Consider the following 14,141-nt stretch of genomic DNA (forward strand, 5'->3'; position numbering starts at 1 on the left):
CGTCAGCCATCACTTCACGGCCATGGGCGCGGTCTCGATCATCCCGGATCCGACCATCGAGGTTTCGCAAACCGCGTTGCCGGCCGGATGGCTTGCGATTGGCGTCACGATCGCGAGCCTCGGCATTCTCGGCCTTGCGTCCGCCGCTGTGGTCATCGACATCCGCGATCAGCGCCGTTCCGAGCTCGAGACCGACCGCATGCGCGACCTCGCGGATGCGTCCGTCGAGGGGCTGCTCGTCTGCGACGGGCAAACGATCGTCTCGGCCAACAAGAGTTTCTCGCAGCTTGTCGGCGCGCCTGCCGCGAGCCTCGTCGGCCGCACGCTGGAAAGCTGCTTTCCCGATTCGGTGGCGCGCTCCAGGCTGATGTCGCGGCCCAACCACGCCATCGAGACCGAACTGCGCCATCGCGACGGCACGATGACGCCTGTCGAACTGATCATGCGGCCGATCGTCTATGCGGAGCGTCCGCATCACGTTGTCGCGGTTCGCGACCTCAAGGCCCGCAAGGCCGCCGAGCAGCACATCCAGTTCCTGGCGCATCACGATGCGCTGACCCGTCTTCCGAACCGCGCCTTCTTCAACGTGCGCGTCGATCAGGAAATCGCAGGCCTCAGCCCCGGCAAGAGCCTCGGCGTCCTTTGCCTCGATCTCGATCGCTTCAAGGAGATCAACGATCTGTTTGGCCACGCGGCCGGCGATCGCGCGTTGCAGACCTTTGCCGCGCGCGTCAGCGCCTTGCTTGACGAGCGGCAGATGATGGCGCGGCTCGGCGGCGACGAGTTCGCCATCCTGATGCCTGATCTGGCAAGCCCGGCCGCGGCGGGCCGGCTTGCCGAAACCATTCTCGAAACGCTGCGCGAGGTCAGCGATGCGCCGGAGATGCCGATCGCGACCTCGATCGGCATCGCACTGAGCCCGGACGATGCGGCCGATCGTCAGTCGCTGATGAGCCATGCCGACGTCGCGCTCTACCGCGCCAAGCAGGAGGGCCGCGGCACCTATCGCTTTTTCGAGGCGAAGATGGGCGCGGAGGTTCGCGACCGCCGCCTGCTCGAGCATGATCTGCGGCTCGCGATTTCCCGCGGCGAATTGTGGCTCGCCTATCAGCCGCAGCTCGATATCAAGCGGGGCCAGGTCGTCGGCTTCGAGGCGCTGGTGCGCTGGAAAAGTCCCTCGCGCGGCGAGATCTCGCCGGGTGTCTTCATTCCGATCGCGGAAGAGGCGGGCGCCATCCTGACGATCGGCGATTGGGTGCTGAAGGAGGCCTGCCGCGAGGCCGCAACCTGGAAGACGCCCCTGAAAGTTGCCGTCAACGTTTCGGCGGTGCAGCTGCACAGCGCTTCGTTCGCCCAGGAGCTGCATCAGGTCCTGATCGAGACCGGCCTGCCCGCCAAGCGGCTGGAAATCGAGATCACCGAGACGGCGCTGGTGCGCGACCTCAACCGCACGCTTGCGACGCTGCGGCAGGTCAAGGCGCTCGGCGTCGAGATCGCGATGGACGATTTCGGCACCGGCTATTCCTCGCTGTCCAACCTGCGCGCCTTTCCGTTCGACCGGATCAAGATCGACCGGTCCTTCATCAAGCAGGTGAACTCCAACCAGCAGGCGGCGACGATCGTTCGCGCCGTGCTCGGTTTGGGCAAAGGGCTCGGCCTGCCGGTGATCGCCGAGGGCGTGGAAACCAACGACGAACTGCGCTTTTTGCAGGAGGAAAGCTGCGACGAGGTGCAGGGCTATCTGCTCGGCCGCCCCGCCGCGATCGGAAGCTTCCGCCAATATACCCACGTGGACGCAAGCCTGCCGCAGGCCGCTCCCATGAAGCGGGCCGCCAACGGCTGAACACCGTTCCAGCTTCCTGCTTAAAGGCCGCGGGAACGGCGGCTTCGGGTCGTTTGGCTGTCGCAATCGGCAGCAATACTTTGTAGGAATGGACGAAGCGTTCTTTCCTTCAAAGCGACGGACCCGTGAGCGAACAGGCGATACCAACCTCCGAGACGCGACAGGGCCCGCAGGGCAAAATGTCGGCGCTGGCGCTATCGGCGCTCGGCATCGTCTTTGGCGATATCGGCACCAGTCCGCTTTACACGTTCAAGACCGTGCTCGGCACCACCGACACGCCGACTGATCCCACCACTGTGCTCGGCGCATTGTCGCTGGTGCTGTGGACGTTGTTCATCATCACCTCGGTCAAATACGTCTCCTTTGCGATGCGCGTCGACAATGACGGCGAGGGCGGCATCCTGGCGCTGATGGCGCTGCTCGGCGTCAAGAAGCAGCATCGCCCGACCATCGTGGCGGTCGGCCTGTTCGGCGCGGCGCTCATCTACGGTGACGGTGCGATCACGCCGGCGATCTCGGTGCTGTCGGCGCTGGAAGGCCTCAACATGGCGACGCCGGCCTTCCAGCCCTATGTGGTGCCGGCGGCGGTTGCGATCCTGCTTGCGCTGTTCGCGATCCAGTCGCGCGGCACCGCGGCGATCGGGCATTTCTTCGGTCCGGTGATGCTGGTCTGGTTCGTCGCGATGGCAATGATGGGCGCAGCCGGCATCGTGAAACATCCGCAGGTGTTCGCCGCGCTCAATCCCCTTTACGGACTGCACTACCTCGTCTCGCATGGCATGACCGGCTTTCTGGTGCTGGGCGCGGTGTTTCTCTGCGTCACCGGCGCGGAGGCGCTTTATGCCGACATGGGTCACTTCGGCAGCAGGCCGATCAAGCTCGCCTGGTTTGCGGCCGTGTTCCCGAGCCTGATCCTCAACTATGCCGGGCAGGCGGCGCTGGTGCTCGAGGGCGCGCCGACCGACGGCAATATCTTCTTCCGCCTGTGTCCGCAGCCGCTGCTGCTGCCGCTGATCGTGCTCGCGACGATTGCCACCATCATCGCCAGCCAGTCGATCATCACCGGCGCCTTCTCGATGACGCGGCAGGCGATCCAGCTCGGCTGGCTGCCGCGGCTTTACGTCAAGCAGACATCGTCGGAAGGTTACGGCCAGATCTACGTCGGCGTCGTCAACTGGCTCCTGATGATCGTCACGGTCGGCCTCACCATCGTGTTCGGCAAGTCCGACAATCTCGCCGCCGCCTACGGCATTGCCGTCTCCGCCACCATGCTGATGACATCGGCGCTCTTGTTCATCGCCATGCGCGAGATCTGGGGATGGAGCGTGATCGCGGCGGGCTTTGTCGCCGGCTGCTTCCTCGTGGTCGACAGCGCCTTCTTTCTTGCCAACCTCACCAAGATCGCCGAAGGCGGCTACGTGCCGCTGCTGCTGGCGCTTGCGATCTACAGCGTGATGTGGATCTGGCATCGCGGCGCAGCCGCGGTCTCGCTGCGCATGCACGAGCAACTGATCCCGGTCGACGAGTTCATGGCGCGCGTCAAAGCCGCGGGCGTGCCGCGCGTGCCCGGCACCGCGGTGTTCCTGACCCGCGCCGAGCGCGACACGCCGCCGGTGATGCAGTGGCATGTCAAGCATAACCGCGCGCTGCACGAGCATCTGTTCGTGCTGCGCGTCGATATCCGCTCGGTGCCGTGGACGTTCTCCGGCCAGCGCCTCGCCATCGAGGAGGTCGCGCCGAATTTCTGGCGCGCGGAAGCGCGGTTCGGCTTCATGGAGCGGCCGAACATTCCGGAGCTGTTAGCTGCTTCAAAATCGCTCGGCTGCACGGTCGACCTTTCCGACGTCACCTATTATGTCGGGCATGAAACCGTGATCGGCCGCGAGGACAAGATGGGCCTGCCGGCCTGGCAGGCCAAGCTTTTCGTGGTGATGGAACGCAACGCGGTCCACGTCAGCGACTTCTTCAGCCTGCCCAACGACCAGGTGGTCGAGATCGGCCGGCAGGTCGCGATTTAAAGTCATTGCGAGCCAACGGGTCGCGCGAATGCGCGCCCGATAACAGGCTCCGCGAAGCAATCCAGAGCAAAAGGAAGACTGGATTGCTTCGTCGCCACGCTCCTCGCAATGACGCAGAGAGCCGGACCGCCTTACACCAACCTTACGGCTTCGGAACCACGGATGTGCACGCGCCGCCGGAGCATTTCATGTTGTTCGTGACGACCGCGCCGCTCTTCTTCGACGTCGTGACGGGCGGGGTTGCTTGCGGAGCCTGCCCCTGCGCGTTGGCGGTTGTGGTCGGCGCCGGCGTGCCGGTCGAACCGGGCTTGCCGGCCAGGTTGACGGCCGGAGCGGGCGGTTTTGGCGCAGAAGGCGAGGGTGTGTGAACCACGGCGCCGCCGAGTGTCGGCGCAGGCTTTGCGACGCCGCCGATCTTGTTCTGCTGCTGCTTGGCGCCGCCAAGCGTGCTCTGTGCATAGGCTGACGAAACGCTGGCGACGGCCACGCCGAGCGCGGCTGTCAGGACCAGTCTGATCATCGTGCTGTTGTTCATGGGCAGCCTCGCGCGCTATCGGCTTCGACGACTCCATAGTTAATCCTGTCACGCAATGAAGCCAAGACGCCGTCCTGGCTATTTTCAGGCTATTGTCGGCTGCTGATTTGACACGTCGGGCAAATCACCGGCATAGGTGCATCGTTGCCAAATATCGCCCGCGGCCCGGACATCCGGCCGCGGGTTTTTTGTTTCTCCAATCGGGCGGCGGCCGCAGGGCGCGGTAATCTCTTCGACGCGTGATGCGAGGCGCCATCGAAGCGCGCCGCCGCCTGACCCTTTTCGTCCCTCAAAGAAGGAGGACACGCATGGCCGCTGCCGCGTGCCTGATCGCTCTTGCGATCTCAGGACTTGTTCTCATCGTGCTCTGGGAGATTTTTGCGTGAGCGCGGTCATTATTCAGTTCGCGCCGCGCCCGAGCGGCCGCAAGGGCGACGACGCGCCGATTCCGTTTCGCTCACCGGTGGGAGCCGACGATCTCGTGATGGATCACGCCGACACCGCGCCATGCGAACATTGGCCGACGTGCGCGGAAGGCGACGATGATCACGCGTAGAGAGCAGGGCCGGGTGTGAGCGAGCGAGTCTACTTCGCCTTCTTTGAATCCGCGTAAGCCCGCTGCGCGGCTTCGGGGCAATAGGCGAGTGGTTGCGCAAGCTCCGAAAACTCACCATTGCGGCTTTTCTGAATAGAGATAGTTTGATTGCCGCTGTCTGTGATGATGATCTTTTCCGATCCGACCGGCGCAAAAACAATCTCGCCGCGGATCGATCTTGCCACTGTCCCGGTCTGGCCAGGCTTCAGGTCACATCGCGCGTCGATCTTGATCGATGCCTGAGTTCCGGACTCGATACTAGCGACCTCGCAAAGCGAGGCATCAGTCGATATCGAAATCTGCCCAAGTTCGATCACCGCATCGCCCGACTTGCTGCAACGGTCGTTGAAGTCTGCGCCGGGTTTCGCGTAGACACCGTCGCGCGGATGCCATTCGGCGCGCTCTAATTGTTTCTGCAGCTCTCTTCGCTTGGCCTCTTCCGTTGTGATCTCCGGGCAGTAGACATACCGATACGACCGCTGACCGCGCCAACCCATGGAAAAAGATTGATCGTCGATTCTACGGATGACGATAGTATCTCTGGATTTTCCGGAATGAACATCGTCGCATTTCGCATTAAGACGTAGCGTTGCTGGCGCCGCCTCAGTTATTTTCATGATCTCGCATTTGTACATTTCTTCGGAGACGATCAAACGCTTGCCGAGTTCGACCCGGTGGAGCGTGAGAGTTTCGCACGATGCGTTAGGGTCTGTGCCGGGGTCCAAGCCGTAAGGACCATCCTTTGGGCGCCAATTTTCAGTTGCTGCAGTGGCGCCTTGTTGCGCCAAGACTGGGGTTGGTGCGCCGATCGCGCAGGAAAAGGCTGCCGCGAGAGCTATTAGGCCGTAACGGCCTCTACATTTATGGCGCAATCGCGTTCTCCGGCGGAGCTTCGGTTCTTTTTTTACGGGAGGGGCGGTGATCCCATCCGAACGTTCACAATACGTGTCACCTACATGTGGTGCAAGAAATCAGATTCCCGCAATTAGGCGAATCAAACAAGAGGAGGCTCGATTTAGCGATCCATATAAACTCAGTGACGGCCGCAAAAGGGCAAGTTCGGGTTACGGTTGGCGTATCCACCCAAAGACCAATCAGCCGGAGTTTCATCCGGGGTCCGATTTTGGCGCACCCGAGGGGACCACGATTCCGAGCGCTGCGTCCGGTGTCGTCGTCTATTCCGGTAAGAACGAAGGGGGATATGGAAACACCGTCATCGTCAAGAACGATACCGGTGATTACAGCCTGTACGCCCACATGCGCGGTGACAATCAGGTCAAACCAGGTCAGGGCCTCTGGAAAGGGGACACGGTCGGCGTCGTCGGAAATACGGGCGAGTCCACCGGCCCCCATGTGCATTATTCCGTAATCACGAAAGAAGCGGGAAGGATATACGACGCTGCTCATCCGAGGGATGGCGGTCCAATCGGGCTCCATCCGGATCAGACCAACACTTACGATCCCGCGACATACGGGAATTATGTTCTACCTCCACCGCCATATCTCGACCAGTCCAGGCGCGCCTCCAAAATCCTGTCCGGCCTGGACGAGACGTCTTCGCGCAACGGCGGCTCTCCTCCCGATCGTCCGGGCCAGCCATTCTTCAGTCCCTTCAACCAGCCAACACCCGCTCCCGCGAAAGCCGCTCCGCCGTCTACTCCCGCTAGCTCGAATGTGTTCGCCGACCGCTATCCGGCATGGGGCACCGTCCCGCTTCCGAACGCGCCGGCTGCATCCGATGCTCCGGCCAATTTCGCCGATCGTTTCGGCAACCGGGCGTCGGTCATTTCAGGCGTGCCCGACAATATCGCTCCGCCGAATGCAACGCCACCAAAGCCGGGCCAACGCTCGGAGATCCCGGACGACGTGACGCCGACGCCGGCCGACGACCAAACTCCACCAGTTCGGCGCCTGGCCAATTTGTCATCTCCAGTCGCGACCAGCGCGCCGCCGCTCGCGCCGTCGGCTTCAACGCCCTTGCTCGGGATTGTCTCGGGCCAGCCGATGCGGGACTACCCGTGCCGCCGTCGATCTTCCAGCCAAAGGACCCATCGTCGCGTGACGATGACGAGTTGTTCCAGCGCTGGATGAGATATGTCCGCGGCTGAGGCGCGAAGCGGCATTCCGGCAACCAGCGCGACTACCCCGCGTGCGTCTCGCCTGCATTCTTGCGTCGGCTCAGCAGCCGCCCATCGATCGCGGCAAGGCCCGCGCCGATAAAGGCGAGGCCGAGAAAATGCCGAGGCGCGAGATGCTCGCCTAAGGCGACCGCGCCCATGACGATGGCGCTGACGGGGATGAGGAAGGTGACGAGCGAGAGATTGGTCGCACCCGCTGTAGAGAGAATGCGGAAGTAAAGCACATAGGCGAGCACCGTTGAGAACACGGCGCTGCCGATCGCAGCTAACCACACGACCATTGGCGGCACGGGAAGTATCCACGGGGTATCGGCCAGCATGACGACGGGCAAAAGCATCAGCGCTGACGCGCTGGCTTGACCGGTCGCCGTCACAATGGGGTCGATGCCAAGTCGCTTGAAGCGTCGGCCAAAGACGCCGGCGAAGGCATAGGAGATGGCGGCGAGCAGCACGGCAAGCTCGGCCAGTACATCGACCCCGAGCCCCTTCAAGGCATCGGCGCCCGTCAGCACCGCGACGCCCGCAAATCCAACGATGACTCCAACAAGACGATTTGTGGTCATCTTCTCGTCGCTGGTCGTGAAATGCGCCACGATCACGGTGAAGATCGGCGTCGTGGCGTTGAGGATCGCGGCCAGACCCGAGGCAATGTGACCCTGACCCCACACGATGAGGCAAAAGGGGATCGCGTTGTTCAGAATGCCCATGCCGAAGAAGGCGCGCCAGGTGGCGGCGTCACCGAGCATGGTCCTGCCGAGCGTCCTGATCAGGACGTTGAGAATGACGGCGGCAAGGGCGACGCGCAGGAAGACGATGGTGAAGGGCGGAAGCCACTTGACCTGAAGGCCTGCGAAAAGAAACGAGCCGCCCCATAGCGCCGACAACAGCACGAGCGCCAGCCACTCGCGCTGGTCCATCCTCCGGTTCACGATGATGTCGGTCATTATGCGCGATCCTTCGAATCCGCACTTGTCCGACGAGATATCGCGCCGCGCCACCCGATTTCCGAACGGCCAACCTGACAATATCGAGGAGACCGACAACCCCCCATGCCCAAAGCCGTCACTGAAATCCGCTCCCTGGCGCGCGCGCATACGCGCACCGCGCTGAATGTGCTCGTTGGCGTGATGCGCAACACCAAGGCGACGCCGCCGGCGCGGGTCGCGGCCGCAAACGCCATCCTCGATCGCGGCTGGGGCAAGCCGACGCAGTCGCTCGCCAACGACGAGAACGCGCTTGAACTCATCCATCGCATCGAACGCGTGATCGTGCAGCCAGACCATGTCGACGCTGAAAATCCCGACAGCGAAGATCTTTGAGCCGCTGCTCTCTCAAAGAATGCTGATGCGTACGCGACGTGCGGTACGGTTTGATTGCCGGTTTAGGTAGTTATAGGCGGCGGCAGGTCTAATGGGTCATGTGCGGAAGTGACAGACACAACCTGCGTTTGGTCTGCCGCCGGAGCGACATACTTCACTTTCTGTGGACAGCCTGCTCATCGTTCATGAGCGTCGCGATCTCATGATCTTGTAGGTCTAGCTATGCCTGTCGTTCGCTTGGCGATATGTGAATCGCGATCCCGTTCGGCCGAACAAACGAGTCCGGCAGAAGCGAAAGCCCGAATTCCATTCGGGACAGGATTTTCCGGCTGTGGAGGGGACACCGATTCCAAACGCTGCGTCCGGCGTCGTGGTCTATTCTGGGTTAAATAAGAGTCTTAGTAATGTGGCGATCGTCAGGCCACGCGATGTTTGTGTTTGTGTCCAACACTACTCTCCTGTTCGAAAAGCATCCGACGCGCGTCGCGAACACAACGAATGGTGCCCGATCGCCCACAGGTTGAGCAATGGTTGTTCTTGATTTGTTCTTTCGAACTCTTTAATCTCTCGAAGCCTTCTTCTGGGGATGTCGAATGAGATTTGCATCAGGCAATCGCGTTTTCATTTCGACTGCCGTCGTGTGTGGTCATTACTCTTGCTGTGTTTTTCGATAGCCGCGCCGAATGCGCTCGCAGACGTCAAAAAAGAACGCTCAATGAAAACTCTCTCAGTTGTACGCATCGCGTTGTTATTGGCGCTTTCGGGCATCGTTTCCGGATGCCATTGGCGTTCGAGTTGGCCTTGGCCGGGCCGGACAGAGAATACAGATGGACTCGGCGACAGCGTCATCGGCAATTACATGCGTCCCGTCTGGGACAGCCATTTTGATGATCGGGTTAAGGAGAACATCATAAAGCTTCTAAAGCAGACGCCTGGGAAGGGTTTCACGCGCCAGGACGCGGAGTCACTCGGCGCGCATTGCGCCTCCGCGCCCAGCACAGAATGCAAATACGTTGGTGAGGCTTGGTATCGGTCACATGGTCTTCCGGAGACTTCACCGTCTTTCGGAAAAAAAGTCATTGTGAATATCGAGGTGAGCTTTTCCTATTTGAAGCCGTACGAACTGGTTGTGCGGAAACAAGAACGACTAATCCCTGATGACGAAAGAGACTAGAGATGGGGGACTATAGAATTATAAAAGCACAACTTCCGTTGGCCCTTGGCCTCGGCGGTCATAATTTGCTCGTGCTGCTGGATCCTGATGGTAATGTCGTTGCCGAATTGGATGGCGAAGCGACGGACGCAAACGGTGCCTCAAAGTCCATCGGGTATTTGCCGTGGGACAGGCTGATGGTGAAAGAGCACAACGGGGGAATAGGCGGCTACTATCGTCCTGATCTGGAAAAAACGACGATCGCTTCGGGCGACCAGAAGACGATCACGAATTTCTGGAATGCCGCAAGAGCGGCGCAGGAACAGATAAATCGCTTGAATCTACCGTACCCTAGTTTGGGATTTGGAAATAATAGCAACTCGGTGGCAAGCACATTGATCGCTGCCATGGGCTTAGATGATGCACCTATACCCGGTCTCCCCAGACTGATTCCGGGTGCTGGAAACATGCTGATGGAACCGGAGGCGATTCAAAACATACAGCGCCAGTATGACATTAAAGCCCCGCGCTCCAACGTTATCCCGGACACTTCGTCCGCTCCGCAATCCGGCAATCGACCTGCCCGCGCGCCGCAACAATCTTCTCCCAGCTTGCCAGTTCCCGGTGCCAAGGGGCCAACCTCACTTGGCGGTCCCGAGGGTCCGGCGACTCTGGTGCTTCCGCAGCTCGCGCCAAATCGAGGCAAGCGCTCTGACATCCCCGGCGATGTGGCTCCGATTACGGCACAAGCGACACCGACGGCATGGCCGTTGCTCGCCGCCGATCCAGTCCTCGGAAAGTATGTGGATGCCTGGCCGAATGCAGTCGGAGCAAATTCGCCGCTCGCGCCGTTGCCGCCGACCGATCCGAACGCGCTTCCATTCCCAGTGCCCGGAATAATTGACGGCGACAATGTGCCGGAGCGGCGTCTGGTCGGGCGCGTCGTCAATCTTTCCACGCCTTCAACCGGCGCGCCGCCGCTTGCGCCGGACGCACAAGCCGCGCCGCAGCCCTTGCTCGGCGTCTATAGCGGCAAGCCGATGCCGGGCTGGCCAGTACAGCCGCCGATCTTCCAGACCAAGGATCAACCCTCGCCCGAGGACAACGAGCTATCCCAGCGCTGGATGCGATGGGTGAACGCGTGATCGTGCAGCCAGACAATGTCGACGCTGAAGATTCTGACAGCGAAAATCTTTGAGCCGCTGCTCGCCCCTAGCCGCTACAAGGCGATCTTTGGCGGCCGCGGTTCGGGAAAGTCGCATTTCTTCGGCGAGCTGCTGATCGAGCTGTGCGAAGCCGAGCGCGGCCTATCGGCCGTCTGCATCCGTGAATCGCAGAAGACGCTGGCGCAATCCTCCAAGCGGCTGCTCGAAAGCAAGATCGAAAAACTTGGTCTCGCGCATCGCTTCAAGGTCTACAGCGACCGCATTGCGACGCCCGGCGACGGCCTCATTATTTTTCGCGGCATGCAGGATCACACGGCGGACTCGATCAAGAGCCTCGAAGGCTTTCGTATCGCCTGGATCGACGAGGCGCAAAGTCTGAGCGCGCGGTCGCTGGCGCTGCTGCGACCGACCATCCGCGCTGAGAATTCCGAGCTGTGGGCGTCGTGGAATCCGCGCCGCAAGAGCGACGCCATCGACGACTTCTTCCGCGCAAGGAAGCCGGATGGCGCGGTCCTCGTTCACGCCAACTGGCGCGACAATCCCTGGTTTCCAAAAGTGCTCGACGACGAGCGCAGGACCGATCTTGCCCTCTATCCGGATCGTTACGCGCATATCTGGGAGGGCGATTACATCAGGGCATTCGAGGGCGCTTACTTCGCAACATTGCTCAGCGAGGCGCGCGCGCAGGGCCGCATCGGCAATGTCGCCGCCGATCCGCTCTTGCCACTTCGCGCCTTTCACGACATCGGCGGCGCGGGCGCGCAGGCCGATGCCTACACGATCTGGATCGTGCAGTGGGTGGGGCAGGAAATCCGCGTGCTCGATTATTACGAGTCCTCAGGCCAGGTGCTCGCCTTTCACGTCAATTGGATGCGCGAGCGTGGCTACGAGAAGGCGATCAACACCCTGCCGCATGACGGCGTCAATGCGAGCGCCATCACCGGCAAGACCTATGCCGAGCACTGGCGAGAGGCCGGCTTTGCAGTCGAGCCGCCGGTGAAGAACCAGGGCAGGGGCGCGGCCATGATGAGGATCGAGGCGCTGCGCCGGCTTGCGCCTCAGCTCTGGTTCAACGAGGCGACGACGGAAAGCGGCCGTGAGGCGCTCGGCTTCTATCACGAGAAGCGTGACGATCAGCGCCAGGTCGGCCTTGGCCCCGAGCACGACTGGTCGTCACACGCTGCCGATGCGCTCGGCCTGATGGCGGTCTGCTACGAGGCGCCGGGCAAGACGGCGAGTTTTAATCGCGTGATCCAGTATAAGGAGCAGGGGTGGGTGTGAGAGGGAAGGTGGACGATATTATACTGCCGTACCCATACGGAACCGGCTACCATGAGTAGTTCAGCCGATTCGGCTGCTATTTTTGGTGTGTCATCCAGTGACTGGGCGGCGCCCACGCGAACGGCGAACTTCAACCGCGTGATCCAGTAGAGAGCAAGGGTGGGTGTGAGAGGGCACCGGCGATCGAAGGCCTTCTCAAACGCGTCCCCGAAAAAGCGCTGCGCTAAGCGGAAACTATAACACATTATAAAATAAGGGGTATTTCCCTTGTCGCACTCAGATCAGTGTGTATTTATACTCTTGACAAGAGGATAATAATACGTACTTATACACACCATGAAGTCAACGGACATCATATCGGCACTTAAGAAAGACGGTTGGTTTCAGGTTGCTCAGAAGGGAAGCCACGTCCAGTTCAAACACAAGATCAAGCCGGGCCGCGTGACGGTCCCTCACCCGAAAAAGGACATCCCGATAGGGACGCTTCGCAGCATCGAAAAGCGGGCGTCTCTGAAACTGAAGTGACGATCAAATACAGAATAGAAAATAGAGCCACCAGGGCTCACCCAGAATTGGGAGAATATCAAATGCGCAACTATATCGCCCTCATCCATAAGGACGCCGATAGCGATTACGGCGTTTCGTTTCCCGATCTTCCCGGCGTTGTGACTGCGGGATCGACCTTGGACGAAGCGCGCGATATGGCTGCGGAAGCCCTCTCTCTTCATCTTGAGGGCCTGGCTGAGGATGGCGACGCGATTCCGGAGCCTTCGTCTCTCGAAGAGATAATGGCGAACAAGGAAAATAAGGACGCCGTTGCGGCATTGATCCCGGCACCCGCTGCCAGTGCAGCCAAGTCCGTCCGCGTCAACATCACCCTGCCGTCTGATCTGCTCGAGCAGATCGACGCCAGGGCAGAGGCGGAAGGCTTTACGCGCTCCGGATTTCTCGCGCAATCCGCGCGGAAAGCCATGGCCGCATAAACGCGATCACTTCCACCGCGCGATCCCGTACAAGGAGCAGGGGTGGCTGTGAGGGTGGCTTTCCGTGCACCGAGCTCCATTTGACACGTCGGGCAATGCCGATCCGACGATCAACTGGGCCGAAGGGCAGGCGCCCTCGAGCATCAACGATTCCGCGCGCGCCATGATGGCGGCGACCGCCAAATACCGCGACGATATCGCCGGCGCGATCGTGACATCAGGCACGCCTACGGCCTACACGGTGTCGAGCTTTCAGGTGTTCGACACGCTCGGCGATCTCAGCGGTCAGATGATCGCGTTCACGCCGCATGCGACGAACGGCGCAACTGTGACGCTGAACGTGGATTCGCTCGGCGCGAAGCCGTTGCGCACGGCGCCGAATGTCGAGCTGCCCGCCGGCGTAATCATCCAGGGGACGCCCTACACGGCGACCTACAACAGCACGGATGGAGCGTTCTATCTGCAAGGCTTTTTCGGCAATCCCTATAATATTCCGATCGGGGCGGGGATCGACTTCTGGGGGACGGCGGCGCCGAACAGCTCGTTCGCGTTTCCGTATGGCCAGGCGATTTCGCGCACGGCCTACGCCGCCTTGTTCGCTATTCTCGGGACGACCTATGGCAGCGGCGACGGATCGACGACATTCAATCTACCCGACAAGCGCGGCCGAATTTCTGTGGCCCTGGACACCATGGGCGGAACGGCCTCCGGCCGCGTCACAACAGCGAATTTCGCGCTGGATGGGACCACTATCGGCGCGACCGGCGGCGGTCCCTACACCATGGCGCAAAGCGACATGCCGAACATCAAGCCTGCCTTCACTGGCACGCCTGGGACCGTCAACGTCACAGGTCAAGCAGACACGATCAACGGCGGAAGCGTTGCGGGCGGCATCGCGTCGTCTAGCGGCGGCTTTGAGGCTAGCAACGGCTCGTTCGGCCTGTTGGCTTCGTCTGGCTCGTTCACGCCGCAAGGTTCTGTCGCCAGCATCAACGGCAACGTTACGCAAACGGCCATGAAGGCGCTGCCGCCGGCAATCGTCGTGCCGTATCTGCTGCGAATCATCTGATGCGGGGCGCCTCCGGAACGTTCACGCCACAAGGGACAGTA

14 protein-coding genes are annotated in these 14,141 nt (G+C 61.2%); 11 read left to right on the forward strand and 3 right to left on the reverse strand.

Going from position 1 to position 14,141, the window contains the following annotated elements:
• Both VFB05_RS15160 and VFB05_RS15165 read left to right on the forward strand, forming a co-directional pair.
• Nucleotides 1-1,843 (forward strand): putative bifunctional diguanylate cyclase/phosphodiesterase (locus VFB05_RS15160; RefSeq protein WP_325013547.1); only part of this gene is annotated, 1,843 nt, incomplete at its 5' end.
• 179 nt (nucleotides 1,844-2,022) lie between these two features.
• A complete protein-coding gene (locus tag VFB05_RS15165) occupies nucleotides 2,023-3,861 on the forward strand; it encodes a potassium transporter Kup (RefSeq protein ID WP_325013589.1) in 1,839 nt (612 codons plus the stop codon).
• Between the two features lie 142 nt (nucleotides 3,862-4,003).
• Here the strand turns inward: VFB05_RS15165 and VFB05_RS15170 are convergent, their stop codons facing one another.
• Nucleotides 4,004-4,396, reverse strand: coding sequence for a hypothetical protein (locus VFB05_RS15170; RefSeq protein WP_325013548.1), 393 nt, complete (start codon nucleotides 4,394-4,396; stop codon nucleotides 4,004-4,006).
• A 382-nt stretch (nucleotides 4,397-4,778) separates the two neighbouring features.
• Here VFB05_RS15170 and VFB05_RS15175 point away from each other — a divergent pair, with 382 nt between their 5' ends.
• Nucleotides 4,779-4,952, forward strand: a complete 174-nt coding sequence (locus VFB05_RS15175; RefSeq protein WP_325013549.1) for a hypothetical protein — start codon at nucleotides 4,779-4,781, stop codon at nucleotides 4,950-4,952.
• A gap of 29 nt (nucleotides 4,953-4,981) precedes the next feature.
• On the opposite strand, the gene VFB05_RS15180 is transcribed toward VFB05_RS15175, so the two are convergent.
• Nucleotides 4,982-5,716: a hypothetical protein gene (locus VFB05_RS15180; RefSeq protein WP_325013550.1), complete on the reverse strand. Its 735-nt coding sequence runs from the start codon at nucleotides 5,714-5,716 to the stop codon at nucleotides 4,982-4,984.
• A gap of 193 nt (nucleotides 5,717-5,909) precedes the next feature.
• On the opposite strand from VFB05_RS15180, the gene VFB05_RS15185 reads away from it, so the two are divergent.
• Nucleotides 5,910-7,082 (forward strand): M23 family metallopeptidase, encoded by a 1,173-nt coding sequence (locus VFB05_RS15185; RefSeq protein ID WP_325013551.1) that lies wholly within the window; start codon nucleotides 5,910-5,912, stop codon nucleotides 7,080-7,082.
• Between the two features lie 49 nt (nucleotides 7,083-7,131).
• Here VFB05_RS15185 and VFB05_RS15190 read toward each other — a convergent pair whose 3' ends face one another.
• Complete coding sequence (locus VFB05_RS15190; RefSeq protein WP_325013552.1) at nucleotides 7,132-8,073, reverse strand: DMT family transporter; 942 nt, start codon at nucleotides 8,071-8,073, stop codon at nucleotides 7,132-7,134.
• 105 nt (nucleotides 8,074-8,178) lie between these two features.
• Here VFB05_RS15190 and VFB05_RS15195 point away from each other — a divergent pair, with 105 nt between their 5' ends.
• The 7 genes from VFB05_RS15195 (at nucleotide 8,179) to VFB05_RS15225 (ending at nucleotide 14,100) form a co-directional block, all read left to right on the forward strand.
• Entirely contained in the window at nucleotides 8,179-8,448 is a 270-nt protein-coding gene (locus tag VFB05_RS15195; RefSeq protein ID WP_325013553.1) for a hypothetical protein, read from the forward strand.
• Nucleotides 8,449-9,163: 715 nt separating this feature from the next.
• Entirely contained in the window at nucleotides 9,164-9,622 is a 459-nt protein-coding gene (locus VFB05_RS15200) for a hypothetical protein (RefSeq protein ID WP_325013554.1), read from the forward strand.
• Nucleotides 9,623-9,624: 2 nt separating this feature from the next.
• On the forward strand, nucleotides 9,625-10,746 hold the full coding sequence (locus tag VFB05_RS15205) for a hypothetical protein (RefSeq protein ID WP_325013555.1): 1,122 nt from the start codon (nucleotides 9,625-9,627) through the stop codon (nucleotides 10,744-10,746).
• A gap of 15 nt (nucleotides 10,747-10,761) precedes the next feature.
• Nucleotides 10,762-12,048 (forward strand): PBSX family phage terminase large subunit, encoded by a 1,287-nt coding sequence (locus VFB05_RS15210; protein ID WP_325013556.1) that lies wholly within the window; start codon nucleotides 10,762-10,764, stop codon nucleotides 12,046-12,048.
• Between the two features lie 336 nt (nucleotides 12,049-12,384).
• Nucleotides 12,385-12,573: a type II toxin-antitoxin system HicA family toxin gene (locus VFB05_RS15215; protein WP_325013557.1), complete on the forward strand. Its 189-nt coding sequence runs from the start codon at nucleotides 12,385-12,387 to the stop codon at nucleotides 12,571-12,573.
• Nucleotides 12,574-12,635: 62 nt separating this feature from the next.
• On the forward strand, nucleotides 12,636-13,031 hold the full coding sequence (locus tag VFB05_RS15220) for a type II toxin-antitoxin system HicB family antitoxin (RefSeq protein ID WP_325013590.1): 396 nt from the start codon (nucleotides 12,636-12,638) through the stop codon (nucleotides 13,029-13,031).
• A 64-nt stretch (nucleotides 13,032-13,095) separates the two neighbouring features.
• Nucleotides 13,096-14,100: a phage tail protein gene (locus VFB05_RS15225; RefSeq protein WP_325013558.1), complete on the forward strand. Its 1,005-nt coding sequence runs from the start codon at nucleotides 13,096-13,098 to the stop codon at nucleotides 14,098-14,100.
• Nucleotides 14,101-14,141 lie beyond the last annotated feature (41 nt).

It is taken from the genome of Bradyrhizobium sp., from assembly GCF_035652035.1.
Taxonomy (GTDB): domain Bacteria; phylum Pseudomonadota; class Alphaproteobacteria; order Rhizobiales; family Xanthobacteraceae; genus Bradyrhizobium.

Bases quoted from the DNA above. Each gene is read 5' to 3' on its own strand.
- VFB05_RS15210 (WP_325013556.1), top strand. From the start codon at position 10,762: ATGTCGACGCTGAAGATTCTGACAGCGAAAATCTTTGAGCCGCTGCTC.
- VFB05_RS15170 (WP_325013548.1), bottom strand. From the start codon at position 4,396: ATGAACAACAGCACGATGATCAGACTGGTCCTGACAGCCGCGCTCGGC.
- VFB05_RS15205 (WP_325013555.1), top strand. From the start codon at position 9,625: ATGGGGGACTATAGAATTATAAAAGCACAACTTCCGTTGGCCCTTGGC.
- VFB05_RS15190 (WP_325013552.1), bottom strand. From the start codon at position 8,073: ATGACCGACATCATCGTGAACCGGAGGATGGACCAGCGCGAGTGGCTG.
- VFB05_RS15215 (WP_325013557.1), top strand. From the start codon at position 12,385: ATGAAGTCAACGGACATCATATCGGCACTTAAGAAAGACGGTTGGTTT.
- VFB05_RS15165 (WP_325013589.1), top strand. From the start codon at position 2,023: ATGTCGGCGCTGGCGCTATCGGCGCTCGGCATCGTCTTTGGCGATATC.
- VFB05_RS15195 (WP_325013553.1), top strand. From the start codon at position 8,179: ATGCCCAAAGCCGTCACTGAAATCCGCTCCCTGGCGCGCGCGCATACG.
- VFB05_RS15200 (WP_325013554.1), top strand. From the start codon at position 9,164: ATGAAAACTCTCTCAGTTGTACGCATCGCGTTGTTATTGGCGCTTTCG.
- VFB05_RS15220 (WP_325013590.1), top strand. From the start codon at position 12,636: ATGCGCAACTATATCGCCCTCATCCATAAGGACGCCGATAGCGATTAC.